The sequence below is a fragment of the Lachnoanaerobaculum sp. genome (genome assembly GCF_057250505.1).
Map to the genome: position 1 here is coordinate 1 of NZ_DBHIEQ010000032.1, position 4,682 is coordinate 4,682.

The following is a 4,682-nucleotide window of genomic DNA, read 5'->3' on the forward strand; positions in this document are numbered from 1 at the left end:
AAACAGGACATTTTCGTTTGGGGTATATTAGGACTTTATCATATACGGCTTATAAATATTCTATAGAATGATAAGAATATATTTGACAAATCAAAAAAATGTGGTAAAGTAAAGTAGATAACCTGTATGGAGATAGTATGGACTTATTTGATTATATGAAAGAAGTTAACGAAAAGGAGAATGCCCCGTTGGCTTCAAGGTTAAGACCTGATTCTTTGAATATGATAGTAGGGCAGGAGCATATTTTAGGCAAGGATAAATTCTTATATAGAGCGATAAAGGCTGATAAACTGAGTTCAATTATATTCTTCGGTCCCCCGGGATGTGGAAAGACAACGATAGCAAAGGTCATTGCAAATACCACCAAGTCAATTTTTAAGCAAATCAATGCCACCACAGCCGGAAAAAAGGATATGGAAGAGGCAATCTCAGAAGCCGAAGTATCATTTTCAATGTATAAGAAAAAAACGATTTTGTTTATTGATGAAATTCACAGATTTAATAAATCTCAACAAGACTACTTGTTACCCTTTGTAGAAGATGGTACAATAATACTTATTGGTGCGACAACGGAAAATCCGTTCTTTGAAGTTAATAAGGCTTTGATTTCAAGGTCAAGAGTATTGGAATTAAAGCCGCTTTCATATAGTGATATAGAATCAATTTTAAATAATGCGATAAAAGATAAAGAAAGAGGGATGGGAAAATATGAGTTAGATATTTCCAAAGATGCTATAGAATTTATTTCCAAAAATGCAGACGGAGATGCAAGAAGTGCATTGAATGCGTTAGAATTGGCGATTCTTACAACAGATATTTCAACAGACGGTAAAATTCATATAGACATAAATATTATAAGCGAATGTATTCAGAAAAAAGTTTTAAAATATGATAAGGACGGGAACGGTCACTATGACACAATTTCCGCATTTATAAAGAGTATGAGGGGCTCGGATCCGGATGCGACTATGTACTATTTGGCAAAAATGCTCTATGCAGGTGAAGATATAAAGTTTATTGCCAGACGAATAGTTATATGTGCCGCTGAGGATGTGGGGTTGGCGGATGCAAATGCACTATGTGTTGCGACCAACGCTTTTTTGGCGGTGGAAAGAGTGGGAATGCCTGAAGCAAGGATTATTTTGGCTGAGGCGGCAAATTATGTTGCCTGTGCACCGAAATCAAATGCATCCTACGCAGCCATAAATGCTGCACTGAAGTTTGTACAGGAAAATATTGATTATGATGTACCGAAACATATCAGGAATGCAAACTATGAGGGTGAAAAAGATATAGGAACAGGTGTGGGATATAAGTATGCACATGACTATAAAAATCATTATGTAAAACAGCAATATTTACCGGATGAAATAAAAGATTCGGTCTTTTTAAATCTGACAGATATGGGTTTTGAAAAGAACATCAAAGAATATTTAGAAAAAATAAAAAAAGAAAGTTGACAATTATGAAGGAGAAGTTACAAACTTTATCATTAGTACAGTTGAAAGAAATTGCAAGAGAACAGGGATTTAAAGGCGTCAGCAATTTAAACAAAGCAAACTTAATAGATTTATTAGTGGAGTTTTCTGAAAATCAGAATAAGCCGATAGCAAAAAGCGAAGGAGGTTCGTCTGAAGTGGCGACTAGAGAGAATTCTTATCAAAGAGATAATTATCAGAGCCAGAACGGTTATTCAAACCAGAACAACTATTCATCTCAAAATAATTATTCAAATCAAAGCGGCTATGCAAACCAGTCCGGATATTCAAATCAGAATAGGAACACATACCATAGCACACAGAGGAATAATGTTATGAATCAAGGCAGAACAACAGGATATAACAATTCATATCAGCAAAGATATAACAATCAGCCGGGCAATAATCAGGGAAATACACCTAATTATTACAACAATCAAAACCAGTACGGCAATCAGTATAATAACCAGTATCAGAATCAGTATGGAAGCAATCAGTACCGGGATCAATATCAAAATCAGCAGGGCTACAGAAATGATTACTACGATCAGTACAGCAGATATCAAAGGGACAGAGATTACACTACAGATATGAGAGACCTTGAGTCGGGTGAGATAGCTGAGGGAATACTTGAAATTATGCCTGACGGTTTCGGATTTATCAGATGTGAGAATTTCTTGCCGGGGGACAATGATGTATATGTTTCACCTGCACAAATAAAGAAGTTCGGGTTAAGAACAGGGGATGTCGTATCCGGAATGAAGAAGATAAAGACGGCTACAGAGAAATTTGCGGCACTTCTTTATATAAATACGGTGAACTCAACACCTGTAGATGAATTGGGAGAGAGACCGAATTTTGAAGATTTGACACCTGTATTCCCGGATGTCAGAATACATATTGCAACTAATGAAACCAAATCCAAGGCTATGAGAATAGTAGATTTGCTTGCACCTATAGGCAAGGGACAAAGGGGTATGATAGTTGCACAGCCTAAGGCCGGAAAGACAACACTTTTAAAAGAGATTGCAAAGTCCATTATAGCCAATGAGAAGGAGATGCATCTTATTATCTTACTTATTGATGAGAGACCTGAAGAGGTTACAGATATTAAAGAGGCTATTGTAGGTGACAATGTTGAGGTTATATACTCTACATTTGATGAGGTACCTGAAAGACATAAGAGAGTATCAGAGATGGTTATAGAAAGAGCAAAGAGACTTGTAGAGCAGGGCAAGGACGTAATGATACTTCTTGATTCAATTACAAGACTTGCAAGAGCTTACAACCTTACAGTCGCACCGAGCGGCAGAACACTTTCAGGAGGACTTGATCCTGCTGCACTTCATATGCCTAAGCGTTTCTTCGGAGCTGCAAGAAACATAAGAGAGGGCGGCAGCCTGACAATACTTGCTACGGCACTTGTAGATACAGGCAGCAGGATGGATGATGTAGTATTTGAGGAGTTCAAGGGAACAGGAAATATGGAAATAGTACTTAACAGAAAGCTTTCAGAAAAGAGAATATTCCCGGCAATTGATGTATTAAAGAGCTCTACAAGAAGAGACGATTTACTTCTCAGCGAGAGAGAGGCTTTGGCTGTAAACGCAATGAGAAAAGCTACTGAAAATATGAAACCGGAAGACAGTGCGGAGCAGATTATACAGAAGTTCGATTCTACAGAAAATAATGAAGAGCTTGTTGAAGATGTTATTTCACATATTGAAGAATAAGATATAGATTTTATGTAACAGTTTGGCATTGCCGGACTGTTACATTTTTGTAAAAGAGAGGTTTTATGAAGGACTATAATGCAGGCAGTATTACAGTACTTGAGGGACTTGAAGCGGTCAGAGTAAGACCGGGAATGTATATTGGCGGTGTAGGTGTAAAGGGACTCAATCACCTCATATATGAAATAATGGATAATTCCATTGACGAACATTTGGCAGGATATTGCAAAAATATATGGGTGACTTTGAATGCGGACGGCTCCTGCACTGTAAAGGATGACGGTAGAGGAATACCTGTGGAGATGCATCAAAAGGGTATTTCGGCGGAGAGAGTGGTACTGTCCACACTACATGCAGGCGGAAAGTTTGACAATGAATCTTATAAGACAAGCGGAGGATTACATGGAGTAGGTTCATCCGTAGTCAATGCACTGTCAAATTTTTTGGATATAAAGGTATATCGTGACGGTTATATACATCATGACAGATATGAAAAAGGTATACCTGTAATCGAGTTAAAAAAAGGCCTTTTGCCGACTATAGGAAAGACAAGGGAGACAGGTACCGAGATAACATTTTTACCTGACGATACCATATTTGAAGTAATAAGGTTTAGGGCAGATTGGTTAAAGTCAAGGATGCATGAGAGTGCATATTTAAATCCGGGTCTTATACTGCATTTTATAAATAACAGAGAAAATGAGCATGAGGAAAAGACATACCATGAGCCTGAGGGCATTGTGGCATATGTAAAGGAATTAAACAAGGGTAAAGAGGTGATGCATGCACCTATATCATATAAGGGTGTATGTGACAATATCGAAGTTGAGGTGGCTATACAGTTTGTAGATGCCTTTGAGGAGAATATACTTGGATTTTGTAACAATATATTTACTCAGGAGGGCGGAACACATATAGCCGGATTTAAAACCAAGTTTACGGGACTTGTAAATACATATGCCAGAGAACTTGGAATTTTGAAGGATAAGGACAGCAATTTTACAGGGGCGGATACAAGAAACGGTATGACCGCAATAGTAAGTATCAAGCATCCGAACCCTATGTTTGAAGGACAGACAAAGACCAAGCTGGCTTCTGCTGACGCCACAAGAGCCGTGCTTACCGTGACAGGAGATGAGCTTACAAGATATTTTGACAGAAATGTGGATGTTATAAAGGCTATTATTTCATGTGCCGAGAAGTCCGCCAAGATAAGAAAGGCCGAGGAAAGAGCCAAAACAAATATGCTCACAAAGTCAAAATTTTCATTTGAGTCAAACGGTAAGCTTGCAAACTGTGAATTAAAGGACCCGAGTAAATGTGAGATATTTATCGTAGAGGGTGATTCCGCCGGAGGTTCGGCAAAGACTGCCAGAAACAGAAATTTTCAGGCCATCTTACCTATCAGAGGTAAGATTTTGAATGTGGAAAAGGCATCCATTGATAAGGTACTTGCAAATGCCGAGATTAA

3 protein-coding genes are annotated in these 4,682 nt (G+C 38.1%); all 3 read left to right on the forward strand.

Features of this window, described 5'->3' with window-relative positions; genetic code table 11:
* Window positions 1–137: 137 nt before the first annotated feature.
* Window positions 138–1,460, forward strand: a complete 1,323-nt coding sequence (locus tag ACO6FI_RS11410) for a replication-associated recombination protein A (RefSeq protein ID WP_485457437.1) — start codon at window positions 138–140, stop codon at window positions 1,458–1,460.
* Window positions 1,461–1,465: 5 nt separating this feature from the next.
* The gene (gene rho, locus ACO6FI_RS11415; RefSeq protein ID WP_485457438.1) at window positions 1,466–3,211 is read left to right on the forward strand and encodes a transcription termination factor Rho; all 1,746 of its coding nucleotides are present in this window, start codon (window positions 1,466–1,468) and stop codon (window positions 3,209–3,211) included.
* A gap of 65 nt (window positions 3,212–3,276) precedes the next feature.
* Window positions 3,277–4,682 (forward strand): ATP-binding protein (locus ACO6FI_RS11420; RefSeq protein WP_485457439.1); only part of this gene is annotated, 1,406 nt, incomplete at its 3' end.